Annotated in this window: 13 protein-coding genes and 1 tRNA gene; 6 read left to right on the top strand and 8 right to left on the bottom strand. The window is 45.8% G+C overall.

Annotation, left to right across the window (positions count from 1 at the left end; all coding sequences use genetic code 11):
* Positions 1–256: 256 nt before the first annotated feature.
* Positions 257–1,519, bottom strand: a complete 1,263-nt coding sequence (locus CLV42_RS06850; protein WP_106601145.1) for a DNA cytosine methyltransferase — start codon at positions 1,517–1,519, stop codon at positions 257–259.
* Positions 1,519–1,935, bottom strand: coding sequence for a very short patch repair endonuclease (locus CLV42_RS06845; protein WP_106601144.1), 417 nt, complete (start codon positions 1,933–1,935; stop codon positions 1,519–1,521). The genes CLV42_RS06850 and CLV42_RS06845 overlap by 1 nt, the downstream gene beginning before the upstream one ends.
* 363 nt (positions 1,936–2,298) lie before the next feature.
* On the opposite strand from CLV42_RS06845, the gene CLV42_RS06840 reads away from it, so the two are divergent.
* The 6 genes from CLV42_RS06840 (at position 2,299) to tnpB (ending at position 10,478) form a co-directional block, all read left to right on the top strand.
* Positions 2,299–3,783: an ATP-binding protein gene (locus CLV42_RS06840; RefSeq protein ID WP_106601143.1), complete on the top strand. Its 1,485-nt coding sequence runs from the start codon at positions 2,299–2,301 to the stop codon at positions 3,781–3,783.
* Positions 3,784–3,786: 3 nt separating this feature from the next.
* Entirely contained in the window at positions 3,787–6,768 is a 2,982-nt protein-coding gene (locus tag CLV42_RS06835) for a Z1 domain-containing protein (protein WP_106601142.1), read from the top strand.
* Positions 6,768–7,733, top strand: a complete 966-nt coding sequence (locus tag CLV42_RS06830; RefSeq protein WP_106601141.1) for a PD-(D/E)XK motif protein — start codon at positions 6,768–6,770, stop codon at positions 7,731–7,733. The genes CLV42_RS06835 and CLV42_RS06830 overlap by 1 nt, the downstream gene beginning before the upstream one ends.
* A complete protein-coding gene (locus tag CLV42_RS06825) occupies positions 7,730–9,646 on the top strand; it encodes an AIPR family protein (protein ID WP_106601140.1) in 1,917 nt (638 codons plus the stop codon). The genes CLV42_RS06830 and CLV42_RS06825 overlap by 4 nt, the downstream gene beginning before the upstream one ends.
* A 218-nt stretch (positions 9,647–9,864) precedes the next feature.
* Positions 9,865–10,167 carry an IS66 family insertion sequence element accessory protein TnpA gene (gene tnpA / locus CLV42_RS06820; protein WP_146154325.1) on the top strand — a complete coding sequence of 101 codons (303 nt, stop codon included), beginning with the start codon at positions 9,865–9,867 and terminating at the stop codon, positions 10,165–10,167.
* A 20-nt stretch (positions 10,168–10,187) separates the two neighbouring features.
* Positions 10,188–10,478 (top strand): IS66 family insertion sequence element accessory protein TnpB, encoded by a 291-nt coding sequence (gene tnpB, locus CLV42_RS34570; RefSeq protein WP_394337221.1) that lies wholly within the window; start codon positions 10,188–10,190, stop codon positions 10,476–10,478.
* A 272-nt stretch (positions 10,479–10,750) separates the two neighbouring features.
* Here the strand turns inward: tnpB and CLV42_RS06810 are convergent.
* The 6 genes from CLV42_RS06810 to CLV42_RS06785 form a co-directional block, all read right to left on the bottom strand.
* Positions 10,751–10,823: transfer RNA gene (locus tag CLV42_RS06810), tRNA-Lys, on the bottom strand.
* 97 nt (positions 10,824–10,920) lie between these two features.
* A complete protein-coding gene (locus CLV42_RS06805; RefSeq protein WP_106601137.1) occupies positions 10,921–14,316 on the bottom strand; it encodes a carbohydrate-binding protein in 3,396 nt (1,131 codons plus the stop codon).
* A 267-nt stretch (positions 14,317–14,583) separates the two neighbouring features.
* The gene (locus tag CLV42_RS06800) at positions 14,584–17,751 is read right to left on the bottom strand and encodes an Ig-like domain-containing protein (protein ID WP_106601136.1); all 3,168 of its coding nucleotides are present in this window, start codon (positions 17,749–17,751) and stop codon (positions 14,584–14,586) included.
* A 261-nt stretch (positions 17,752–18,012) separates the two neighbouring features.
* A complete protein-coding gene (locus tag CLV42_RS06795) occupies positions 18,013–20,523 on the bottom strand; it encodes a zinc-dependent metalloprotease (protein ID WP_106601135.1) in 2,511 nt (836 codons plus the stop codon).
* Between the two features lie 77 nt (positions 20,524–20,600).
* Positions 20,601–22,040: a RagB/SusD family nutrient uptake outer membrane protein gene (locus CLV42_RS06790; RefSeq protein WP_106601134.1), complete on the bottom strand. Its 1,440-nt coding sequence runs from the start codon at positions 22,038–22,040 to the stop codon at positions 20,601–20,603.
* Positions 22,041–22,051: 11 nt separating this feature from the next.
* Positions 22,052–25,288, bottom strand: coding sequence for a SusC/RagA family TonB-linked outer membrane protein (locus CLV42_RS06785; protein ID WP_170117415.1), 3,237 nt, complete (start codon positions 25,286–25,288; stop codon positions 22,052–22,054).
* Positions 25,289–25,321: the final 33 nt, after the last annotated feature.

Below are 25,321 nucleotides of genomic sequence, written 5' to 3'. Positions count from 1 at the left end.
TTTTTATTAAAGGCATGGTCGGGTATAAGACGCTTGCATAGCCTGCTGCTATCCGGCATTATTATTCAGCAGGTAATTTCTCTGTATTGTCCAATATTAACTATTACATATGAATTTTGCTTCTTATCGTAATGCCCGGTTAAGTGAAACACGCCGAATCATTTTGGCGCTTATGAAAGGAAAAATTGGTTCCCGATAGTAAGCCATGAATGATCTGTTAAGTTATTTATAGCAATTGGAATGCAATTCCTGGTTGTTATTTACCGGCAGACAATATTTTTTTAATAATCAAAGCAATCTTTTCAGCCATTAAGGGCGGTACCGCATTGCCAATCTGTTTAAAGGCGGGAGTTCTGCTAATGCCTTCTTTTACTCCCTCAAAGAAATAGTCATCTGGAAACGACTGTAGCCTGGCAGCTTCCCGTACCGTGAGGGAGCGGTTCTGTTCGATATCGGGATGAATATAATAATGTCCGTCTTTGGCAATATGCGCTACCACAGTTTGCGAAAAAGGCTCATCGTCTGCTACCACCTTAAACCTGTCAAAGAATGAACTACGGTTCTGGTGGGTTTTCAACCGTTCCGGCAGGTCATTGTAGTTCAAACGTGTCCCTTCCTTATTCCATTTTTCCACAGCTATACGGTATATTTCCTTGTCCTGTTTCGTATGGGGCCGGGAAATGTGATGCGTCACGATTTCTATGCCATTACGTATGGCGTTATCCGTGAGATAGTTACTTGGTTTGGTCCGGTATTTCAAATACCTTTCCGTAGCTTCTCCTGCTTGTATTCTGGGAAGATCACTTAGTACGGCTTTTACCTTATATTGCGAAGGGGTTCTTACAGCTTCGAGGTCAGGAATATTGAACCCCAGCTGTTGTTGCCAGCCAATGATAATGATACGTTTCCGGTTCTGCAGTACTCCGAAGTCGTTCGCCTCCACATTGAATATTTTCATGTCATATCCCTTCTTCAGGAAGAGTTTTTTCATGTTATGCAGGTAAATGCCATTGCCGGCAGACCGAAGGCCAAGTACATTTTCGAATACAAACAGTTTGGGCTGATATTTTTCGAGGTACTTTGCGTAGTGTACGTATAAATAGTTCCGGTGGTCGCCCTTCATCCCGTTTTCTGAACGGGCGCGTCCGGCAACAGAATAGGCCTGACAGGGTGGTCCCCCGATTATCAGGTCCACTTTGTTCCCCTTTAACTGTTCCTCAATCGCCTTGTGGATAAGCGGGTTATAGTCAGCGCCAATAGGCAGGTTAATAATTGATCTTTCAAACCTGTCAGGCAGGCAACTGTATAACTGCTCCCTTGTAATGTCTCCTTTCAGGTAAGAAATATAGGTAGCGTAACGGCCCTCGGATTTCAGGTAATGATAGGCGGTCCGGGTTTTCAGTGTAAGACATGCCGCTTCGTCTATTTCAACGTGCGCTATTGGTTCAAAGCCAGCCCTTATAAATCCTTCAGACAGGCCACCTGCGCCCGCAAATAAATCAATGAATCTGAAACTCATCAGGTTTTAAATTCTTTCAATAGTTTTTTTAATGTATTATCAATTGTGCCTGGCTTCAGAGAGCATTCCCATAACACGATCACTTTCCAGCCCTCCTGTTGCAGCCTGGTGATGCTTTCTGCATCTTTTTTTTTATTACCGGTGATTTTGGCCAACCACCATTCGGTTCTCGTTTTAGGAATCACATAATAACGGCAACCTTCATGTCCGTGCCAGAAACAACCGTTTATAAAAAGTACTGTTTTGTATTTTGGAAGCACCAGATCGGGCTTGCCGGCCATCTTTTTGTCGTGCAGCCTGTACCGGAGCCCATGTGAGAAGAGAAACTTTCTGACCAGCATTTCGGGCTTGGTGTTCTTGCCCTTTATGCGGCTCATGTTAAAGCTTCTGGTCTCTTTTGAATGTACGTCAGTCATAAGTTATAATTGGCGCCCCTCTCTGTAAGCTCCGCTGATCTTAACTATTGTTTTGCCGGCATCCAACAGAATTTTCCCGTACTTATCCGGAACGTAGGGGTAGCCATGTACGGTGTTGGGTAAGTTGCTTTTACAATATACAACATAAAAGGATGCATTCTGCTGCCGGATGCTCATAGTTAAGGATCAGTTATTCATGTTTTCATGCTGAAAATCATTACTTTACATAAAAAAAATGCAAAACAAAAGTAGAGAATTTTCACGACTTTATAAAAAATATGCAATACCCGGGGCCCTCATTTCTGTAATTCGGAGGAAATTCCGATATTTAATCCTGAATTTAGTGAATCAGCGTACCCGATAATGCAAAGAGATTCTGTAGTTTTATCCCCTCCGCCGGTTGTTTTTATAAAATCAATTTCCGAACAAGGCTATACCCTTTCCACGGCTATGTCAGACCTTGTTGACAATTCTATTGCCGCGGGCGCAACCCGTGTGGAGATATTAATGGAGACAAATAAGCCGGCCCTCATAATGTACGTGGCGGATAACGGAAACGGGATGTCCCCGCGCGATTTAACGCTGAATATGCGCTTCCCCAGTGCCGATATGGAGGATGTACGCTCCTCCCGTGACATGGGTCGGTTTGGACTTGGTTTGAAAACAGCATCATTTTCCCAGTCCAGAAAATTTACCGTTATCTCCCGGACAGCAGGCAGCTACTATGAAGGACGTTGCTGGGACGTTGAATATTTAAAAAAAACAGGCGACTGGACACTGGTTATTGAGCCCGCAGATATTGTAGAAAAACATATAACTGATTTTTCTGCCGCTAGTATGAATTTTCATTCAGCCGATCCCGGCTTTTCTCCCAATACCCTGATTGTCTGGGAGGAGTTATATAAACTTAGAAAATTTACAAAAAACACTGAGCTGAACGCGGAACTGGAGGAGTTAAGAAATCACCTTGGATTGGTGTTTCACCGATTTATTCAGAACGGGGAACTTGAAATACGTCTGAACAATCTTCTGATTGAGCCGTTTGATCCATTTCCCGTTAACAATCCCGGAATTCAGACGATAGCAGAAGCGTTCTGGAAAACGGGAGACAATTACATTAAATTTCAGGGGATAATTCTTCCGAAAATTTCTGAAAAGGAATCAGCAGAAAATGGGTCAGCATGGGCCATGCCCAACCGTACCCTGGAAGAACTGCAAGGCATCTATGTTTACAGAAACAGAAGACTTATTAACTACGGTGGATGGCTGAGAACAGTTAGCAAAGCCTCTAATCTACAGTTCGGCCGTATAAGAATAGATATTTCCAATCTTAATGACGGAGATTTTCAGCTGAATGTGGCGAAATCTTCTATAAAGATTCCCTTTTCACTGAAAAGAGCAATGGCTGATATGATTTCCAGTGTCACAACCCAGGCCGTTAAAGAATACCGCGACCGGATTGCCTCAGCTGTTATTCGCCAGAACGCTTTGTCAAAAGGTGTAACACTTATATCAAAGCAGATTGGTGCCGAAGGGCCAATGTTAAAGATCGATCCCGACTTTGAGATACTCAGACAACTAAAAGTCCAGCTTAGTCCGGTGAACGCAGGCAAATTGGATATTCTGATGCATTTAATTGAACGAAAGCTCAATCAAATATGGCAGGGGGAAACCGGCAGTATGGAATTTGAACAAACTATAGACGAGGCTGAAAAACAAAGAATAATTAAAATAAGAAAATATTATGAAGAAGCCGGCTATTCATGGGAGGAAATCAGGCAACTGCTGATTGAAAGTTTTGGCAGGCAGCAGGAAACAATTTCATTCATTGAATCTCTGAAAAAATAATATATGTCCTGGGAGTTCTTATCTGATCATATCAGAAACAAAGTAGAAAAAACAAAGAAGCAGCAGGGATTTATTACGGCATCGCAACTGGAAGGTTCCATCAATGACACTTTTCACAAATTGCAGTTTTCCGAGGGATTTGAAGACTACTTCGAAGGAACTGATACAGGCGTAAGAAACGAATGGCTGGCAAAAATAAAACTTCGCATCAAATCCGTTGTTGCCACCACTATTGACCCTGACAATGTGATAGACGGGGGAATTGGTTACGATAGGTGGATTGAGAAACGGGGCGCCCCCATACAATGGAACTATTTTGAAAGGTACATCCAATACCTGAAAAAAATAGGGCGTCCGACTGATGTGATCAGAAGCACGGAACATAGCACACGGGAAATAATTGAAAGGCTGGGGGATCCGCTGGAGCACATAGAACCGCTTCAGAAAGGATTGGTACTCGGTTCTGTCCAGTCCGGGAAGACTACGAACTTTAATGGTGTTATCAACCGTGCAATAGATGTAGGTTATGATCTGATTATTGTCTTTTCCGGCATTATGGAGGATTTAAGGTTTCAAACGCAGAAAAGGATTAATAATGAGGTTATAGGAATCGGGGAACAAGGCAACCAGATCAATCAGGTAATTGGGGTGGGCCATATTCACACCTTCGGAGGGAATGGCATTAGCCAGATCAACTCCATCACATCCACTTCAACGGATTTCCGGAAGTCGCTGGTTGATGCTAATTTCAATTTCAGTAATCAGAAGATTCTGGTATGTAAGAAGAATGTTGGTGTGCTTACTAATATGATTTACTGGCTCAGATCATCAATGCCGGAGGGTAAAAAGCGACTCCCAAAACGGCTGCTGGTGGTTGATGATGAGGCCGATAATGCATCACTGAACAATCTTGGCCATAAGGGGGCTATTTATGCCAGCAAGGTAAACGGGCATATGCGCGCCCTGCTCAATTTGTTTGAAAGGCGTTCTTATCTCGGATATACCGCTACACCGTTTGCAAATATACTCCAGGATCAGCATGGGGAGCTGGGGAATGATGATGCCTGGAAAATCAGCTTCCGGTACAACGGGCAAATTCAGGACATGCTCTGTAGCCTGTCACCAGGACTTTTCCCTGACAAATTCATTTATAAACTGTCTGCCCCGTCTTCGTATCTCGGGCCGAAAAGATTTTTTTCAACCGGTCGGGAAACTGAAGGAGACAAAAAAATTCCGCTTATAGAAACAATTCCTGTCGAAGAGGAAGATGAGGAAGTTGTGTTTGATGAAAATGATAACACACTAAGGAAATCACTGATCGATGCAATTGACTGTTTTGTCCTGTCCATAGCCCTGCGCGATTCGCGTAATCAGATACTGGAAACACTTCCAGGTTATACGAAACATCATACAATGCTCATCCATATTTCACGGCTCATCGGAGATCAGATTGCTGTATCAAAAAAGGTTGCGGAATATATAGGACAGCTCCAGAGTAGAATTGCCGATGACAGTATGAGCGATACGCAGGGAGTGTATGAAAAGATGAAACGGCAGTGGAACCGCTTTTTTGCCTACAAGGTCGAAAACATCACCAGCTACCTTCCGGACGGCTATAATACCGATGGTCTTGTTCCCAAATCCTGGGAGGAAATTTCAACGTATCTGCCAACTGCAGTGCAGAATATAAATGTAAAGGCCATTAACTCGGGTACGGGTGATAAGCTGGAGTATACCGATGTTTCTTCCCGGAAATATATTGCAATAGGTGGTAACAGGCTATCCAGAGGATTCACTCTTGAGGGACTGACAATTAATTATTTCTGCAGGGATACTAATTATTACGATACGCTACTGCAAATGGGCAGGTGGTTCGGTTACAGGCCGGGTTATATAGACGCCTGCCGGCTCTTTATCGATTTTGATACGGAAGAAAAATACAATTTTATTACTACAGCGCTGACAGAACTGGAGGAACAGATTGAAAACATGGAATTGCAGAAGAAAAAACCGAAAGATTTTGAAATACGGATCAGGAAGCATCCGGATGTATTAAAGATTACACGACCTGCAATTTTAAAAAGCGCGAAAGAACTGAGATATTCCTTTCAGGATACAGTGCAGCAGACCACTATCTTCCGGATTCAAAAGGATGCAGTAGAAAAATCATGGCAGGCTTTCAGACAGTTATTTGATGAACTGCCCTTCACAGAGGTCAATAGCGGATTTTATACCCTCGATGGCGGAAAACGAGAACTTCAACTTTTTCTGGATTTGCCAGGAACTTACGCAGCAGAACAACTTGAGAAGCGACTCCTGACCGACTATATTGATAAATGCATCGCGGGTGGAAAACTTACCAACTGGAAAATTGGTGTTAAACGAGGTGGAGGCGGCCGGGATCTGAAGGATCGAAACCTGCAACTAAAGCTAACCCAAAGAAGAGCGCCCCGAAAAGAAGATGAGCCGGTCTATTATAATGAATTGAGTCAGCATCTCTGTTTCACGGCATCAGGCAAATCGATGAATATAATAACATCGGGAATGGATGAAGCACTCGGATTGCCTGAGGAGCTGAAGCAGAAAGCTATTGATGAGTTCAGACAGAAGAAAAGTAAAAAATTTACGGATGCTCCACACTCCCTTACTGAGGAGCAGGCTGATGAAAAATCCCGGAAAACGACAATACCGGGATGGATTTTCAGAAAAGTCAGACCGGAAATTGAGGGACTTCTCTTAATCTACCTTATGGACCTTGAGGATGTTTTCAATACTCCGGAGCTGAAAGTAGTGGCTAAAAAGAATGAAATAAACACAGATTTTCCTCTTATCGGCTATGCCCTCAGCTTTCCTGAAATAAAAGATGACCCCGGAGGTATCTATATGTCTAATGAAATCACCAGCGCTGCAGAGAATGAGTTACCTAACGAAGATACAGAGGAGCCGGAAGACTTTAATAATAGCGAACATAGTGAGATTAAATAATGAAACTAAATTGGGATATATTACTAAAAGATGAGGGACTGTTTCCCCGGACGCTTTTTTTTGAGGTACCCAACACGGAAAGGTTCCGGTATGGCATCAATGAACGGCTTCAGTACTGCCTTTTCTTCTGGTTCCCCTCCGGCCCGGATACAAGACCTATAGATCCGGTGATCATGGCCAACCTGTCACTGGTAGAAGAAATTGTGGAAGGACGCCCCACATTGATTTTGACTTTGCTGAATGACGGTCTAAAGTCCTTGTTTACAGACCTGATTCTGAGTCTCGTTGACCAGACTATATATCAGCCATCGCAAATTTCAAAAGCCCGGTTCGTTACGCTGGCCAATGAGTGGTTTGAACTGTTTGACCCGCTTTCCTCATCCATGAACCGCCAGGAACTGCAGGGAATTGTTGCGGAGTTGTATTTTCTGAAATTTCTTCTGGAGAATTCGTGGGCACCTTACAACGATTTACTATCTGCGTGGAAGGGCCCCTATGGAAAGGGACACGACTTTGAATTGGGCAATAATCTTTTTGAGGTCAAAAGCAGAGTAGAAAACAGACCCTTTGTTCATATATCCAGCGAGTTTCAGCTCGATTTTCTTTCCGGCCAGCAGCTTATTCTTGCCGTCTATGCATTCAGTCCTGACAACGGACAGGGAATCACAGCCGATCAGCTGATTCAGGAAATAGCAACTATACTGCGTTCCCGGACCGGCACAAACATGCATTTATACTGGAGGGCGCTCACCCGGCTCGGGCTCGGTAATTCGCCCGCTATAGAATATACCGCCCCATATGCTTTCTATAATGTGGGGCTCAGTTTTTATGACTGCAGCAAAGCAAATTTCCCCTCGCTGCGAAGCACTATGTTACCGGATGACATCCGCAATGTTAAATACGATCTGAATCTGACACAAGACCTGAACAATCACGTTATTACCGATATTATCCCTTTCATATGACGCTCAATGAACTAATATCATTTTCCGGTACTTTAATCAGCAATATTACATCTGAAGATAATAATATTAACCGGAAGGCACTCCTCGACTATGTATTACCAGCTTTAAGTCAATCCAGACTGACCGATTCAGATGAAATGTCTGAGTCTTTTTTTCAGCGGGAAAAGGAAAAGGTAGAGATAGACGGATATATGATAAATGAAACACAGGAACGATTGCAGCTGTTTTTATCAGATCTGGTTCTTCCCGAAGGAGATTTGCTTATAGCCAGAAAAGAGTACTACACATCTCTGTTTGCCAAAGCCAGTAATTTCTTTATAAAGGCCGTAAAGCATCAATTTGAAAATGTGCAGTCAAGCGATCCCGCAGCCGTAATAATCAAGTCGCTTGAAACGCCGGAATTTCAGGACCAGATAGATGTGGTGGAAATATTCTTAATTTCCAACACTATTTCTGTAGAGAGGCGCGGCAACCTGTCACTAAGAAACGTTAGCTTCCCGGATGAAACAATACAAGTCAGCTACACCCTGAAAAAAGAAAAAAAATCAAAAAGCTTTAAGCTGAAGTATCAGCTGATTAACCTGAACAGGATTTATAGCTACGAGATGGCTAAGGGAAACCCGGAGCCTATCGTTATTAATTTTGACCCGGGGCTGCCAGCCCTGAGGGCCACGAATAATACTAATGTCTTTGAGTCTTATCTGGCAGTTATTCCGGCAACCTTGCTCGTTAAGTTCTATCATGACTACAGTTCCCGCTTACTTGAAAGAAATGTACGTTCGTTCCTTCAGTTTAAAGGTGTTAACAAACAAATCAAGGAGACAATAGCGCTTGAGCCGGAGAAGTTCATAGCATTTAATAACGGCCTGACCATAACGGCCACTGACGTCACATTGGATAAAGTTAATGGACTTGTATCCATTAAATCCCTGACAGATTTTCAGATCGTAAACGGTGGGCAAACCACTGCATCCATATATTTTACAAGTAAGGAGGGGAAAGATGTTTCCAAAGTTATGGTTACAGCCAAGATAAATATTGTTAAGTCGGATGAAGATGAAGTAATGGATGATGTTATTTCCAAAATATCTAAATTCTCCAATTCCCAGAACAGGGTATCCACTGTTGATCTTAATTCAAGAAGCGTTCATCTGGTCAAAATAAAGAACCTTTCTGAAAGTATTACAGACCCGGCCGGCAACAAATGGTTCTTTGAAAGAATAAGAGGAGAGTTCAATACCTTGCTGAAAATCAATCACAAACGGAGAAGTGAGATAGAAAAAAGCTATCCCAAGCAAAAAAGACTGAGTAAGGAACAGGTTGCAAAGTACTACGTAGCGTGGGGCGTAACACCTTATCTGGTTAGAAAAGGCGGTGAAAAGGTGTTCAGAGACTTTATGACTTTTATTCAGCAGGACGAAAAGGAGAAGCCCCGTACACCGGACAGCCTTGGTCGGCCTTTTTATGAAGATCTGATAGCCAAGGCCATCATGTTTAAGGAATTTGAGCAGATTTATGGCTCAGGCCCTAATGCTGTAGGGCAAATCAGGTCATCGGTAGTACCGTATGCGCTGTCTTTGCTATACGTATTGACAAGCAGTAATGGCACCAATATGTTTGATCTTGGAACGATCTGGCACAATCAGAAGCTACCGGACGATCTCAGAAAATTTTCGAAAACGCTTTTGAAATTAACTCATGAATGGTGTAAAGAATATAGCAAAAGCGATGATGTTGGTGAATATGCCAAAAAGGAAGAGCTGTGGAATACTATTCTGAACAGTACTGAGTTCACAGCTTTTTCAAAGGAACCCGCAACAATAAAACAACTGGAGAAATATAAACTGACAGCGAAGGATTATAAAAAAAGGTATATGGTAGACACAACCTCCGGCATTTTCTCCGCATCATGATTAGACACTATTCTGACTGACCTGAAGCTTTAGTCCAGCTTTAAAATTCAACCTGGACTAAAGCTTGAAATATGTTCATCAGGCAGCCACGCTAATACAATGTTCGTGGAAGCATGGTATGTTTAAATTAGCCAGGCAACTTAACAAGCAAAATATTCAAGTGTATTTTGTTATAGATTTCAGCCAGATATAGATTTGCCTGAAAAACAATTTACATTATGTCGATTTCCCCCACGATGCCTGTAAAGCATCGCAGGTCTATGAATGAAAAGAAGACGTTGCTCAGGGAATGGGAGCAAAGTAATCTCACGATAAAGGCGTTCTGTCCGGAAAAGCAAATCCCGTTATCTGACTTCAGAACATGGATAAAACAGTTTGACATGGGGCAAAAGCGTCCTGCCAGGAGAAAGATAGCCAACCAGTTCATCTCAATTATTCCCAATCCGGCGATGGATATGAGTGTACCCTTTGTCGAGAATCTGTTACCTGACAATAGCCGTCTGGTCATTCACCACCCGTAACTGCCGCATTTCTGAAAGAATTGCTCACATTGATAAGAAATGATGCACTTAATCCGGATTGCAGGTACTTCCTTTATAGGGTACCATTCAATATCAATAAGAGTTTCTACAGTCTTGCTGCAATTGTCAAAGAACAGATGCAAATGGACCCATTGTCAAAAGATGTGTCTATCTTCCTTAATAATAGATGTATCCAGATCAAGGTTTTGGTTTGGCAGGGGGACAAGTTTGCTATTTTTCGCAAGACCGGAGGCAGGTACTTTCGAACTGCCCGTTTTCTTCATGATCAAAGACATAGTAATTGCCTATAATCAGTTAATATTGATCCTACAATATGTAAGTCTGAGTAAAGTCCAATATAGAAAGCGCTACCGCAAAGAAGATATGTTTCATTAACATCCTGATGACATCTAATTGCAGTTAGATTGTTATTATTGCAACGATGAACGCCCTAATAGAGAATAACGACTACAAACCTGTATAAGGTACGGGAAAGAAATCGGGGTTATACAAAAGGAACTCGACTAAACGCTCGACTAAAAAAGAAAAACCCGCGATTATCGCAGGTTTTGTCTATTTAGTGTGATCCCGCTGGGACTCGAACCCAGGACCCATACATTAAAAGTGTATTGCTCTACCAACTGAGCTACGGAATCATTCTAACGGGGTGCAAACCTAAACAAATATTCCTAAACTCCAAAATAAAAAAAGCCGCCTCGTGATTGAGGCGGCTTTCTATACGTTAAAACACTATTACATCTTCACAAATTTCTTCACCACAGGCTTACCTGCATTGGTAAATTTCAGTACATAAACACCTGGTGTCAGTTTGCTTACATCCAGAATACCATTCACAGCCTTAATAGTAACAGTCTGTGAAGTGGTGGCATTGGTGATGGTAAACAGTCCGTCGTTCTTCACGTTACCTACAGTCAGGAGGTCAGTTACCGGGTTAGGGTACACTCTGATCACGGGCTCGGAAACAGCTGGTTTGCTGATCGCCAGGGTCTGTGCAGGTACGCTGAATTCGAACCAGTTCAGGTTAAAGTCAGCATGAGAAGCGTACACGCGGAGTGTTTGTCTACCTGCAGTGAGCGTAACGGTAGCGGTCTTGGTTACCCATGACTGCCATCCACCGGTGGCTTCTACATCAACGGTTGTCAGTACGTTCGTACCAGACTGTAATTGCAGCTGACCACCACCCGGAGCGCTGGCTACGCGGAAGGCTACGTTATAGGTACCGGCCGAAGCAACATTTACGTTGTAGTCCATCCAGTCGCCGGTTCCAACCCAGCCGATATTCTGGCCACCGCCAACGTCAGCACAACCTTCTGTACCGATGCCGTCCATAGCATCGAAATCTTCCGCCTCGATACGGCCAGGGATGTTCTTTTGAACAGGAGCAGCAGATACATTAATGGCAACAGGAGTAGAAGTAGTTGTCATCTGGTTGTTGTCTGTAGCTTTGGCAGTGATGCTGTAAGCACCGGTAGGTACACCTGTCCACAGGAATTGATATGGGCTGGTTGTGTCTTCACCGATCTTGGTTGCACCCTGGAAGAACTCCACTTTCTTCACCGTACCATCTGTATCAGCAGCGTCAGCTTTGAGCAGGATGTCTGAATTGCTTAAGAATATGTCGCCGTTGGCAGGAGCAGTGATGTTCACAGTCGGCGCATCGCCGATAGCCAGGGCAAAAGTGAAGTAGTTTACGTTGAAGTCGTTTGCTTCAAGTACGATACGTACTACATGGTTACCGGCTGGTAATGCAGTAGTGGTAGTAGCAGAAACGGTCTGCCATGCCTGGAAACCACCAGTAGCAGGTACGGTAACAGGACCAGTGATGTTCTGTCCGTCCAGTTCTACATGGAGGGTTTTGGCTGTACCTGGATTGGCAACACGTGCCGCAAAGGTATATTTACCTGGGACAGTGACATTAACAGAGTATTCCAGCCATTCGCCGTTGTTCACGTAGCCGATGTTATAACCACCTTCTGAGCAGTTTTCCAGGTCTACCCCTTCATTGGTACGGTATTGATTACCCTGATTGGCAGCACTTTCATCGTGATAGGCGATACCTTCACCACCGGAATCGAAGTCTTCGATCTCGATCTTGCCAGGTATAGCGCGTGGAGCAGTACCGGCAGGGAAAGGATTCTGACGGGAACCAGTTGCTTTATAGGTAACGGCATAGGTTGTATTAACCGCCGGAACACGGATAGACTGTAAAGTATCTCCGCCATGCGCCCACGATACAAATGTATAGGTTGTGTCGCCCAGCACCTGAGGTGAGATAGCCTGCAGCGTGGTGAGTGCGTTTACTACCATTGTCTTGGTGAATGGAGTAGCGGCTTCTTTACCTAATACTACCTGAAGACCCGGAACATTGGAGTTTACAGTTACCTGTACCTTGTTAGGGAAGATATCTACAGAATCAACACCTGTACGGCCATTGGAATCTGTAACGGTCAGGAGCAGGCGGAACCAGATATTCGGAGAAGATTCGCCAAGATTATCTGCGGTGAAAGAACCTGACTTGATACCTGCAGGCAGGGTAGGACCAGGATGCCAATGCTCACTTGTCTCTGTATCCTTATGGAAGAAACGGAGCTCCCAGCGGTATGCTGATGCTGGCAATGTACCATCTTCAGTGTCCGTAGCGGTACCAGAGAAGTTCACTACAGTACCTACGCTCCATTTTACATCACCGGTTGGTGCGCTGATGTGCGGAACTGGTCTTGCATTGAAAGGCAGTACGGTCAGCTTGGCCGCAGTACTGATCGCTGTGTCAATGTGATTGATCACCACACAACGGTAGAGGCCAGAATCCGCGCGGATGGTTTGTGCAATAGAGAAAGTGCTCGATGTTGCACCCGAGATGTTCACCCCGTTTTTCTGCCACTGGAACGACATCGGAATACCACCTGAAGCGCTCACCGAAAACTGTACAGGATCTCCTGCAGTCACTGTTGCACTTACCGGCTGGTTTACGATAGTCGGGGCCTGGTTATTATTGTATTCAACTCTCCATAGGCTACCATTTGTACCATATTGTATATAATAAATGTTGCCGTCCAGGCCAACACTTGTTCCTAAAATACGTCCGAAACCTTTCGAAGCAAACTCAGTATACTGAGATGCCGGTGTCAGGTTGTTAACATCCACGAATCTGTACCAATCCCTGCACCAGTCGGTGAAGAAGAACTTGTTACGGTATTCTGGTGGATAGTTGGTAGCTGGCGGATTAAAGAACACGCCGGATGTAATGGCGCATCCTCCCTTGTCATCACTATGGTCGTAATAATATACACCCGTGATAGTACCTGCAGCCTGTTGAGGACCGGATTTACCATCCTGGCTCCAACCATAGTTATAACCCTTGCTGGCATCAGGAGTGGTGACGTCGTTGATCTCTTCATAATCGCCACCTACGTCTACTACAAAGATCTTCTGAGATACAGGGTCGAGGGCCATTTTCCATGGATTTCTCAGACCGCGTGCCCAGATGCTTCTTTGCTGGCGACTAGCACCAGCTACATCGTAATAAGGATTGCCAGGCGCCGGCTGACCGTCTTCTGTCAGACGCAGGATCTTGCCGCGGTAAGTATCCAGCTTGGGAGATTCAACGGAAGAGTTACTTTCTCCAACAGCAACATAGAGCAGACCCTGACGGAACAGCAGCGCACCGCCATTGTGTGCACCGTTGATAATCGGATCAAGTTCCAGTATCCGGTTAACAGACGTTACCTGGTTGGTAGTGGTGATGGTGACTGCATCAATGTAATGACGTGTCATTTCCGGGTTCGTGTAGAAAATGTAAAACTTACCATTGGTGGCAAACTGCGGGTGTAGGGTGATGCCTAATAATCCCTGTTCGGCATCAGTAACGGTTTGCACAGAATGTACGGTAGTGACGGTTCCGTTCAGGAACACTTTCACATTACCTCCGCGTTCTGCGATAAAAATTCTGCCATCCGGAGCATGGGCCAGAGCAGTAGCTTCATTGATAACGTCGCCGGTTAACTTTTTCTGGACAAACCCAGTTGGCAACTGGCTGTAAGCGCTGTTTGCGCCCGCCAGGAACATACCGATTCCACAGCATGCTGTTAGCAGATGCTTATGAAACCTAAGCAGCAGGTTTTTCTTCATTGTGTTTAAATGGTTTTTTGTGAACTAGAATTATGATTATTGACGGTTTAGAATATGGTTTAGGGAGTGATAAATAAAATACAGAATAAGGTTATTTTTTTGACAACGAAATTTACAACATAAGTTTGATACTTACATTATCGATGAATGAACTTTTGAAGTTATACTAATGCAAGTAGACCAGTTTAGTATACTATCTCAAAAAATAGTTGATACGTTTACCTAACGGTGATAGGCAAACGTATCAACTACTTAACTGATTGTAGATTATTGTTTAATGAATTTCAACAACAAGGTCTTATGATCTTTGTTCATCAGCTGCATGAAGTATACACCCGCCGGTAAACGACTTACATCGAAAGTATATGTGCCAGAGATTTTACCTTCCTGTGATAATTGTGAAGACATTGAACGCCCGTTCAAATCAACTACGCTTATCTGTTTCACACCTTCGCTACTGAACAGTTGTACCCTGTCATTCACAACAGGATTCGGATATAGATTCGCCTTCCATGTGCGCTGCGTTTTTTCTACCGGATTTGAACTGCCTAACAAAGCTGCACCAGTATATAATGATCCATATGCTTCCAGCTCGAAAATGGAATAACCATAAGCTGTGGTTCTGGCGGTGCCATATATCCGGAGATAACGCCCATGCCCTGTAAGACCGGTATAATCGTTGACTGGCACATTGTTGTTGGTAACTGTGCGAAGCGGCGACCAGTTGACAGTGTCATTCGATACCTGTACAACATAATCTTTCCCTGCGGCCGTTTCCCAGGTGATCTTCACCCGGTTGATGTTATAATCCGCTCCCAGGTCCACACGTATCCATTGCGGGTCGCTAAAGGCGCTGGACCAGCGGGTACCGATGTTACCATCCACCGCATTCTGCCCCCCGAAAACGGCATTCTCATAAGAAGAAATGACCGCCGGTTTATTCAGTGCCAGGTTTGTTTGCGTTGCGACAGTATCCGGTGTAACATAATATACATTATCGATGTAGAAACTCGCAGCAGCTGCAGGTGCGTCTCCCGAGAACGTAAAGGCCTGCGTAATGGTGGCAAGGTTGACATTTGTCAGTGAGCTGACGGGAATCGTTACCTCGTGCCACTGACCGTCCCTGATCAGTCCCAGCTTCTGCTCACCGGCGGCAAATTGAATGGCCTGTTCTCCGGTTTGCGAAATGACGCTGAAACGGAAAGAACCCTGATAGCTGGTTTTGAAGTGGAACTTCAGGAAACCATTACTGAAATGTGACAGGTCGCGTACATCATTTGCTACGCCTAAACCAAACCAGTTATTGGCTGCTGCTGTAAAGGCCATTACCTGCGTCCCTTCATAAGGCGCTGCGCCGCTAATGGTGGTCAGGTTATTCCATACATAGAGGTTGGCATCCAGACCATAAGTCAGCTTGTCTGTAATGGAAGTATTTTCACTGTAGATACCATACCGGTTGGAAAGGATCTTATTATCCTGCACGGTAATAGTTACAGGGGCGGAGGTGGTGCTTAGCTTACCGTTGTCAGTGGCCCTGGCCGTGATGGTATAAGTACCCTGTGGTACATTCTCCCAGGTAAAATTATAAGGCGGCTGCGAAAGGGTAGCCAGTAATGTGGGGCCATTAAAGAACTCAACCTTGTAGATCAAACCATTGTCAGATACATTGGTATTGATCACCACTTTAGCCGGCTTTCTGTATGGTGTGCTGGCTGTAGGAGAAGTGATGCTGATCTGCGGTGCCGTATTACCCGGTGCGGCTACCAGTACGGTAACAGGTTTGGAGGTAGTGGTCTTGTTCTGATTGTCTGTCGCTTTTGCAATCAGTTTTGCGATGGTTTGGGTAGACGTCTGCCAGGTATAATTGAAGGGCGCAGCTGTTACGGTTCCCAGGTAGTTGGCCCCATTGAAGAAGTCTACTTTGCTGATAGTGCCATTCGGGTCGCTTGCACTGATCTGAATAGAGATAGACGCCGGCGTGGTGTATACCGTTTCCTCGGCAATATTGGTGATAGCGACTTTGGGCGCCGGGTTGTCAGACACACCGCCGGTGTAGTAGATGTTATCAAAATAGAAGTCTGCCGCTGCAGCCGGTGCATCGCCGGAGAACATGAACAGCTGTGTGACCTGCAGGAGATCCAGCGTACCAAACTCGCTGACAGGAATGGTCACTTCATGCCATTGACCGTCCCTCACCAGTCCATGTTCATTAGTGCCGGTGAAATTCACCCAGCCTTCCACGCCGTCTGCTACGATGCCTACTTTGAAAGGGGCTGTGGAGGTGGTCTTCATATGAAATTTAAGGCTGCCGTTGGCATAGTTGCTCATATTCTTACTATCATTGGCTACGCCCAATCCGTACCAGGTACCTGCGTTGGCGTGGAATGCCCATACATTGCTGCCTTCAAATGGTGTAGGCGCCGGTGCGATGTTGGTGATGTTGTTCCAGAGATAGAGATTGGCGTCCTGTCCGAAGGTCACCTTGTCACCAACCGGTGTATTCTCGGTAAAGATGCCGTAATTACCTTCCGGCGCATTATTGGAGCCGAGAATAAGCTCTTCTCCCTGTGTAATGTCCTGGTACAGTTTAATGTAGTCAACCTCCATACGGCCGGGTAGGGGCGCGGTTATTCCTGCTGAGGAAGTAATGCCGGGATAGTTACCACCTACCGCCAGGTTGAGGATGATATAGAAGGGATTACGGAAGGCATCAAAGCCATTTGTTCCGCTGATGTCTATCCTGTAGTATGGACTGTTATCCAGGAAGATGGTCAGGAAATGCGGATCCCATTCCAGTTTGTAAAGGTGATAGGCATCATTCAGTGAAGTGCTCTGCAGAATGCTATCCTTGGCATAGGTAGCATGCCCGGTGTAGCCTCCCGGGTTTTCAGTCCACCAGTGGGTAGCTGCGCTGACGGTCCTGTTGGCCCGGCCTTCAGCAATGGCGCCGGCAAATCCCATCTCAAGAATGTCTACCTCTCCGTTGTGCGGCCAGGTACCGCCTGTGGCACCCAGCAACCAGAATGCAGGCCAGAGACCATTGGCTACGTTAGGTACTTTGATCCTGGCTTCGAGTGAGCCATAACGGAAAGATACACGTCCTGCGGTCTTGATACGCCCTGAGGTAAAAGGCTTGCCGCCCATGGTTTCCCGCCGGGCTTCAATGATGAGCGTACCATTTTCAATTCTTACATTTTCAGTGCGGTTGGTGTAGTATTCCAACTCGGCATTCCCCCAGCCGCAATTTCCTTTGTTACAGCCATCTCCCGTTTCGTAGGTCCATGTCTGCGGATTGAGCGTGGTGGTGTTGAAGTTTTCCTCCCAGACAAGTTGTCGCTGGGCCTGGGACGCAAAGGGTAACAGTGAAAGACAGAGCACAGCTGCAAGTAATGGGCTCTTTTTCACCGTGGGTGTTGGGTAATTTGGGTTCTTCATACGAGGAAATTTAAGTTAACGTGAACGTGGTAAATAGAATATCAATTTAATAATTGCGGGGGAGAACCGGTAGGCATATCGCGAAATCTTTTACCCTGAAAGTCACTGCGCTGTGGGTTACATTAAAAAAAACGGCACCCCTATGAGCGCCGGTTACTGATACTTACTACTTAAGAAAAACGTGCGATAGACATCGCACGTTCCATGTTTACACCTAATAGAGCTCATATGCTCTTTACCACATATTTGCCCGAGAAATAATCACTTTTTAGGGTACAACCCGTTATCCAGTCGTTCATAAAGGTCCTGGAGATGATTGCGGGTCGTACTATCTGCCATCTGTGGCATAGCTGTTTTTATAGCGTTCAATAGTTCTTTTGCATGTGCCCTGATCAGTGGTGTAACGTCGCTGTCCTTACTGAGTCTTGCAGTTGGCGCCAGCACCGCCAGCAGGCTTTCTACATATACGCGCTGCAGGCCCCGGCGATAGGCATCTGTTGCTTTATGCGCCGTTAATTCAGAGAATACACCTGCTTTCAGATCGTGCAGGAGCTGCGCCGCTGTATAAGCCTTCGATGCATCAAATGCCTCCTGCATATTTAGCCTGTCTATCATATCGGGAGCCAGCAGCTGCATTAACACCTTTTTCTGTATAGCAGTTACCGCAGAAAAATCTGTAGCTGTCAGGGAAGCAAGCTGTTTGTCATCCAGCCAGGAAGGCGTGGTAAAAAGCTGCTCGTTTAGGAAGGCTACTGCCCGCTGTTGTTTGCTTTTTGAAGGAAATTCATATACAGGACCTGCCTGTTCCACTGTCTTGTGAGTGGTGAGTATACCACCTACCTGCGATGCCACATGCCCCATGTAGAGATCGAACTGTTTTACGATCTCCAGGTACATCTCACCTGCCTTCGAATAATCTTCATTGGGCTGGCGCGTCCATTCCATCAGGTGTTTCTCTATTCGCTTCAGATTGGCAATACCATAACCGCTGGCCTTCATCGCATCGTCACCCAGGTCTTCCCGCTGGTTCCTTGGGTCATATTGTGTCTTTGCGTCATTAGGCACCCGCTCAATACCGAAGAAGTATTGTTTCCCTGATGCGAGTTTTTCCATCACCCTTTTGTTCAGCACAGGTGTTTCTGCTGCTGCACTGCTGGCGCCAGGCACCAGTTTGTATCCCCATTCAATTGCCCATTTATCATAGTCGCCGATACGGGGGAAGATGCCTTTTGCACCGATGTTATCTTCTGGTTGCGCCACATAGTTGAAACGTGCATAGTCCATAATAGAAGGCGTATGCCCATTTGCTTCCACCCACTGTTTGCTGCGAAGGCTGTCTACAGGTACAGTAGACGAAGCACCCCAGTTATGGCGTAAGCCTAGCGTATGCCCTACTTCATGAGAAGAAACAAAGCGGATCAGCTCTCCCATGAGCGAATCAGGTAGCTGCGGCGCCTGTGCCCTTTTATCAATAGCGCCTGCCTGTACGAAGTACCATTTGTATAATACATCCATGACATTGTGATACCAGCTGATGTGCGTCTCCAGGATCTCGCCTGTACGTGGATCCTTAATGCTCGGTCCCATCGCATTGGCGATGTTGGACGGCTTGTATACCAGCACAGAATGACGGGCATCCTCAATACTCCAGGTACTATCGTCGGTAGGTGCCTCTTTCGCCATGATCGCATTCTTAAACCCTGCTGTTTCAAACGCCGCCTGCCAGTCGTTGATACCAGCCATGAGGTAAGGCACCCACTTCTTCGGCGTCAATGGATCGATGTAAATAACGATCGGGTGTTTAGGTGTTACCAGCTCCCCACGTTTATATTTTTCAAGATCTTCCTCCCTGGGTTCCAGCCGCCATTTCCAGATCATGCTTTCATTCCTGATGCCCTGGGAATTAGCGTCGAAGTTGATGTATTCATCTGCAAAGAATCCTACCCTCGGATCAAAGAAGCGGGGCTGCATAGGTATGGCCGGCAGCAATACAATAGAGCTGTTCAGCTCAAAGCTGTACGTCCTGGTTTCGCCATTAGGGAAAGGCCGGGAATTGTACGTGCGCACTGTCTTTACTTCCACATTCATCGGATAGGAACGGATATCTTCTATGTAAGATCTGTCTGGCGCCATCATTGCAAGGCCCATCAGATTTTTGAGTGCCGGGTCAAAGAAGAGGATAGAGTTGTCAGAATTTACATAATCCGTTACCTCTATTACGCTACTCTTTGCACTGTCGTTGATGGCCTTGATGCCAAAAACGGCTTGTATAGACTGCTGGTTATTGTTCAGCAGGGAACGATATAACCCGTTGGCCGAACTATCTGCGGAGCGTTCTTTATAAGAGATCGTCTTCAGCATGATCTTATTACCATTCCCCTTCTCAAAGCGGATCACTTTTTCCCCGATCTGATCGCCGGAATAAGTACCCAGAAAGAAGCGGAATTCAGAAGATCCTTTGGCGATCCTGCCCACTACCAGCATATCTCTGCCGAGTAGTGAATCTGGTATCTCGAAGAGATATTTGTCATTTGACTTATGTACTTTAAACAGTCCGCTGGTGGTAATGGTACCAGGTGGAACGACTTCTTTATACGGCTTCAGCGCGTCTGGTTTTGCCGGTATGGCTAATTTGGCCAAAGCCGCAGCTACACTGTCCTTTTTTATGGTGGTAGTGTCTTTCCCTTTCTGTTGTTTCTGTGCAGCTGCGGGTAATGCGATGGCCACGGTGCATAGCATTCCAAGCACGATGCTTGCGGTTGCAGATTTCATCGGTAATAGTGTGTTTTAAATGATAAGCATGGCTTTCCTGGTTGGATATGGCAAGGTTATGACAAAGGTGGTGTCTCTTAATTGCTATAACCCGGATTCTGTTTGATATTGGCGTTAAGCTGTGTCTCCGCATACGGTATCGGCAATACCTTGTGTTTGGGATCCCATACACCACCTTTCTGCGGAGCAAGTACGGTCATTAGCTCATCTATCTTGTCTGTACGTACCAGGTCGAACCAGCGGTGTCCCCATTCGGTGAACAGCTCTATCCGGCGTTCCTGTGCAATAGCTGACAACATCCCATCTTTATCTGTAGCCGTGGTACCTGGTAGTAAGGCCTTGGCGCGAATGGCATCCAGGTCTGCCTGTGCACTGCCGGCACCTGTAATATTCCCCTGTTGTGCTCTTGCTTCAGCACGTATCAGGTATTGCTCCGACAGGCGTAACACCATCAGCGATTCAGGTGTACCGCTCGGGTTTTTCTGATACTTAAAAGGATAGTAATAAGTAGTGCCATTGGCTACGAAGGTGCCCACCCATTTATCGCGACGGGCGTCACCTTGTTCAAAACTGTTCACCAGAGAAGTACTGAGTGCGCCTGGTGTAATAGGTGTTACTCCCGGTGGATTGGTAAATGGAATGAATGCTTGCGCATCATAGGTCGCATAGTTAATGGGATCAACTGTCAGCAGATACCAGATAGCTTCTTTGGAAGTGGTGGTGAGTGTTTTATTAAGGTCCTGCTCCAGTTGATAAACGCCATTGCTGATCACGGCAGTGGCTTGTGCTTCTGCATTAGCCCAGTCTTTCCGGTAAAGATAAACGCGTGCCAATAGTGCCGTTGCGGCCAGTTTATTGGGACGTGCCCTCTCAGTGGTGCCGGGAGTGATACCTTTAAAGTAGGCTTCTCCCATTAGTGATTGTGCATCTTTCAGGTCGGCAATGATCTGTGCATATACCTGTTCTTTGGGTGTACGCGACAGTGTATTATTTACCCTGTAATCGGTAGTTAGTGCCAGCGGTACATCTCCGTAAATATTCACGGCATAGAAATAAATAAGCGCACGCAGGAATTTGGCTTCTCCGAGTAATTGCTGTTTAACAGGCTCTGAAAGTCCTTTGGATGCTGTAACGCCCTCTATAGTTACATTACAGGTATACAAACGCTGATAGAATTCGCTCCAGAAATAATCGCCGCCCACATTGTAGGTGTTGGTATAAAACTCCTGCAGCGTGGTGCCCATGATGGCGGGCAGGTAGTTCGTTATCTCGTCGGCCGCCATTCCTTCCAGCATACTGATACCATTGATGCCGCTCACAAATCCACGATTGCTGATCATGGTACTGTATAAACCTGTTATGACAGAAGTGGCAGATGCATTTCCTGCAAAGGCTTCCTGGCTGATGATCCTTGATGCGGGTGGATCGATTTCCACGGCCTTATTACAGCTGGTACCAAGTGCCAGCAGCATAAGACCAGTATACAGGGAACGAAATGATTTATATGGTAATGTCATGGTTAGTCTTTTTATAAGTTCACTTTAATACCTCCAGTAAATGTCTTCATCGGTGACAGATTCAGCCCTCCGGATTCCGGATCGAAATCACGGAATTCCTTTTTGGTGAAAGTCAGCAGATTCTGACCCTGTGCAAACAAGGCTACCTGTTGCAGATGGATCTTCTGCAGCCATTTTGAAGGCAGCTGGTAAGAGAAGGAGACATTCTTCAGACGAAGAAAAGCAGCATCAGAATAAGCCAGTGTACTGCTCCTGGCGTATAATGCCCAGGGCAGGTAACCGAAAATGTTTTGACTGTACTTCGGAATATCTTTCACATCCCCAGGTTTCTGCCAGCGGTCCAGCGCAACATCCACTAACTGATTGCCCATGAAACCGGGAGGGAAAATGCCATTCAGCAAAGGATTTTTAACAACATGCTGTTCAAACTGAAACAGCAGGTCGAGTGACCAGTTCTTATAACGGAGCGAGTTCTGGAAACCTCCGAAATATTTCACTGTCGGATCAATAAAGGCGATTTTCTGGTCGGGTGCTGCCACACTTTTGTCTTTACTATCGATGAACCGATAAGTACCCGTCTGCGGATCTACGCCTGCATACTGGTATACTCTCGTAATACCAAGCGGTTTGCCGATGATGAAGTTCGGATCATCAGGGCTTAATCCCGGATATTTTGTGAGCTTATTGCGCGGTAATGATATGTTCAGGAAACTGGTCCATTCAAAGTTTTTATCCTTGATATTCGTGGTACGCAGCTCAAATTCCCATCCGGTGTTTTGTACTACGGCCGGCAGGTTGCGTTGAATAGAGCTAAAGCCGGTTACAGCCGATAACTGATAGGCTAACAACTGATTATTACTGCGGTTTGTATAGTAGGAAGCGGTGACCAGTATCCTGTCGTGAAGGAAACCGAGATCAATAGCCCCTTCTATTTTACGGGTAGCTTCCCATGCCAGATCCGGGTTGAATAATGCCTGTGGTTGTAACCCTTTATCACCCTGATAACTAAAGCCTAAAGACTTGTAGAGATCAAGGAAGGCGTAATCTCCTATGTTGTCATTTCCGGTGGTACCATAACTTCCTCTCAGTTTACCAAAACTCATGAAAGGCAGCAGCTCCTTGACTGCCTTTTCTTCTGTGAAGATCCATCCACCACCTGCTGACCAGAAGAAGTGGAACCTGCTGTCAGGACCAAAGCGACTGGAACCATCATAGCGTCCGTTTAAATTAAGGAAGTATTTATTGGCGAAGTTGTATTTGATCCTGCCGAAAGTAGCCGTGTATTTATTTTCATTGTTGCCGAAATCTTCTACAGTAATGGTAGCTGCTGCCTGTGGATTTCGGAGTAATGCGTCGCTGGCGTAACCTACACCGCTCTGTGTCAGGTTCTCATTCTGCTCGTGCCGGAAGGTCGCTCCCAGTAAGGTTTCAAAGTTGCCTTTGCCAAGACCGAAGTTATATGTGACCTGTGGTTCTACGTTCCAGCTGCCGTAATTGGCGTTCCGGTATCTGGCTGTTGCCTGCCTTCCTGCTGACTTGTAAGGATTGGAAATGGAAAGGGGATTGCCTACATATTCATTCTGTGCTACATTCTCATAACCTGCCGCTACTTTTACATTCATTCCTTTGATGATCTTGTATCCGATGGTCACATTGCCGTTCAGGTGATTGGAACGTCCCAGGTAAGGTTGTAAAAGGGCTGCATACGGATTGTCGAAAGTGCCGTTCTCCCAGTTAAGTGTTCCATCCGGATTATAGATTTTCGGCGCATCGGGTGCAAGCAATCTGATGTTGAATGTGGGATCAACAGGGGTAATGTTGTTGGTGTTGGATACATAGATACCTCCGGCATTGATACTTAATTTCCTGTCGTTGCTGGTACCGCTAATACTGAAATGTGCAGACCCTTTTTTCAAAGCGCCATCTGTGGGCATGATCGGCGTTTCCCGGTGATAACCACCACCTACGAGGTATTGGACATTGTCTGTTCCTCCTGTTATTGTTCCCTGTACATCGGACGTATGCGCATTGCCTCCCAGTATTAGTTTCTGCCAGTTTGTGTACCGGGTAGTATCCCATGTGCCATTCACGTCGTAATCAAGGAAGCCGGGCTTTGCGTTGTCATTCGCGAATGCTTCATGACGCATCTGCAGGTATTGCTGCAGGTTCATATATTCCGGCATGCGGGTGATCTTACTGATACCGGTGTAGGCTGTCAGGTTCACCTGGGTACGTCCTGGTTTTCCTTTTTTGGTAGTGATCAGAATGACACCATTTGCGCCGCGGGAGCCATAAATGGAAGTAGCGTCTGCATCTTTCAGTACATCAATACTTTCAATATCTGCAGGATTCACCAGGTCAAGCAGGTTGCCCTGTGCCAGTGCGCTGTTCACGGAACCGGAAGTACCGCCCTTGAATGGCACGCCGTCAATAATATACAGGATGTCATTGCCGGATGCAATGGAATTACGGCCGCGCAATTGCACCGTCACCGCGCCTCCGGGCATACCCGTCGTCTGGTTGATCACCAGGCCCGATACTCTTCCTGACAATGCCAGCAGCGGATTGCTTACCGGGTTCTTAGCAATATCAGCGGCAGTCACTGTTGCTACGTTACCGGTATTAAAACGCTTTGTGGTGGTACCATATGCGATCACCTGTACCTGGTCCAGCTCATTGGTGGATGGCTTCAGATAAATGAATGTCGGGGTTTTAAGACTTACCGTAGCTGTTTTTACGATGTACCCTGTATAGGAGATGGTCAGTTCTGCATTCTCTGCACCATCCTCCACCTTCAGTTCAAAATACCCGCTGGCGTCAGTCATTGTTCCCTTGCGGGAGCCTTTGAGCATCACCGTTGCTCCAGGCAGTCTTGTTCCTGAGGGATCGACCACCCAGCCCTTCACAATCTTTGGCGGATCGGCGGCGGTGACAGTTACCGGGAGATATGATTTGGGGTCCCTGGTAATGACGATCACATTATTGAGAATGGAGTAGACAAGCCCTTGTCTGGCCAGTAAGGCGGGTAGAAATTCGCTGATCTCCTGATCCTTTACATTAATATCTATGGGATGCGTATTTGCCAGGAGAGTAGGACTGGCAAGGAATTCGCGCCCAGTCTGTTCACTGATGGCCTTAAAGATATCTGTCAACGCCGCCTTTTTTTTGCTTATCGTTACCTTCTGCGCATAGGTGGATCCACTTACGTGAAGCACCGCAACAAGGATAAGCGGGATGATTAATTTCATAATCATGACAATTTTTGAAAAAGGAATTGGCAT

The organism is Chitinophaga ginsengisoli, assembly GCF_003014595.1.
Lineage (GTDB): Bacteria > Bacteroidota > Bacteroidia > Chitinophagales > Chitinophagaceae > Chitinophaga > Chitinophaga ginsengisoli.
Note: the sequence above shows the minus strand (reverse complement) of the source record. Positions and strands in the feature narration are given on the sequence as shown.

What these genes read in the sequence shown, in the direction of transcription:
- CLV42_RS06795 (WP_106601135.1), bottom strand. Translation starts at nt 20,523, where the DNA reads ATGAAATCTGCAACCGCAAGCATCGTGCTTGGAATGCTATGCACCGTG.
- CLV42_RS06845 (WP_106601144.1), bottom strand. Translation starts at nt 1,935, where the DNA reads ATGACTGACGTACATTCAAAAGAGACCAGAAGCTTTAACATGAGCCGC.
- CLV42_RS06850 (WP_106601145.1), bottom strand. Translation starts at nt 1,519, where the DNA reads ATGAGTTTCAGATTCATTGATTTATTTGCGGGCGCAGGTGGCCTGTCT.
- CLV42_RS06840 (WP_106601143.1), top strand. Translation starts at nt 2,299, where the DNA reads ATGCAAAGAGATTCTGTAGTTTTATCCCCTCCGCCGGTTGTTTTTATA.
- CLV42_RS06790 (WP_106601134.1), bottom strand. Translation starts at nt 22,040, where the DNA reads ATGACATTACCATATAAATCATTTCGTTCCCTGTATACTGGTCTTATG.
- CLV42_RS06825 (WP_106601140.1), top strand. Translation starts at nt 7,730, where the DNA reads ATGACGCTCAATGAACTAATATCATTTTCCGGTACTTTAATCAGCAAT.
- CLV42_RS06800 (WP_106601136.1), bottom strand. Translation starts at nt 17,751, where the DNA reads ATGAAGAACCCAAATTACCCAACACCCACGGTGAAAAAGAGCCCATTA.
- CLV42_RS06830 (WP_106601141.1), top strand. Translation starts at nt 6,768, where the DNA reads ATGAAACTAAATTGGGATATATTACTAAAAGATGAGGGACTGTTTCCC.
- CLV42_RS06835 (WP_106601142.1), top strand. Translation starts at nt 3,787, where the DNA reads ATGTCCTGGGAGTTCTTATCTGATCATATCAGAAACAAAGTAGAAAAA.
- tnpA (WP_146154325.1), top strand. Translation starts at nt 9,865, where the DNA reads ATGTCGATTTCCCCCACGATGCCTGTAAAGCATCGCAGGTCTATGAAT.
- CLV42_RS06785 (WP_170117415.1), bottom strand. Translation starts at nt 25,288, where the DNA reads ATGAAATTAATCATCCCGCTTATCCTTGTTGCGGTGCTTCACGTAAGT.
- CLV42_RS06805 (WP_106601137.1), bottom strand. Translation starts at nt 14,316, where the DNA reads ATGAAGAAAAACCTGCTGCTTAGGTTTCATAAGCATCTGCTAACAGCA.